The sequence below is a fragment of the Effusibacillus lacus genome (genome assembly GCF_002335525.1).
Lineage (GTDB): Bacteria > Bacillota > Bacilli > Tumebacillales > Effusibacillaceae > Effusibacillus > Effusibacillus lacus.
In genome coordinates, this window is sequence record NZ_BDUF01000104.1 from 1 (window position 1) to 542 (window position 542).

General features: G+C 54.2%; 1 pseudogene. It reads right to left on the reverse strand.

Going from position 1 to position 542, the window contains the following annotated elements:
• Window positions 1–87: 87 nt before the first annotated feature.
• Window positions 88–542 (reverse strand): annotated as a pseudogene (gene tnpC / locus EFBL_RS17255) (IS66 family transposase); the annotation flags it as partial.

A 542-nucleotide genomic window follows, 5' to 3' on the forward strand; every position in this document is an offset into this window, starting at 1 on the left:
CAGAGGATAATGTAAAGTTGAGATGGAGAAACAGCTTATTTCTAACGGATTTCAACCTGCACTTTCCATTAAACCCAGCTTCTCATTACGGCGGGCGTGTGCCCAGCAACCGACCAGCGTCACATCCGCTACCTTGTGGTAGCCGGAGTACCCGTCCACGTGCAAGTAGCCGCGGAAACCGGATAAAAAGTTGCGCGGATGTTCGCCGCCTCGTGTTTTCTGATACTCATACACGATGATCGGCGGACCTTCCCTCCCTGTGCGATACAACCACAGGTACGAAGTCGTCTCCGCGGACCGCCCCGGTTCACGAAGCACCTGCACGGTTGTTTCATCGGCGTGCAGGATGTCCTGCTTCAGCAGATGCTCACGCATGCGATGGTACAATAGACTAAGCCACTTGTCTGCGCCGTGGATCATCCAGTTCGCCAGCGTCTGACGGGACAATGGTACCCCAAGACGAGCAAACTGCTGCTCCTGGCGATACAGCGGGAGGCTTTCGACATATTTCTGACTCATGATATAGGCCATGATGGAAGGAG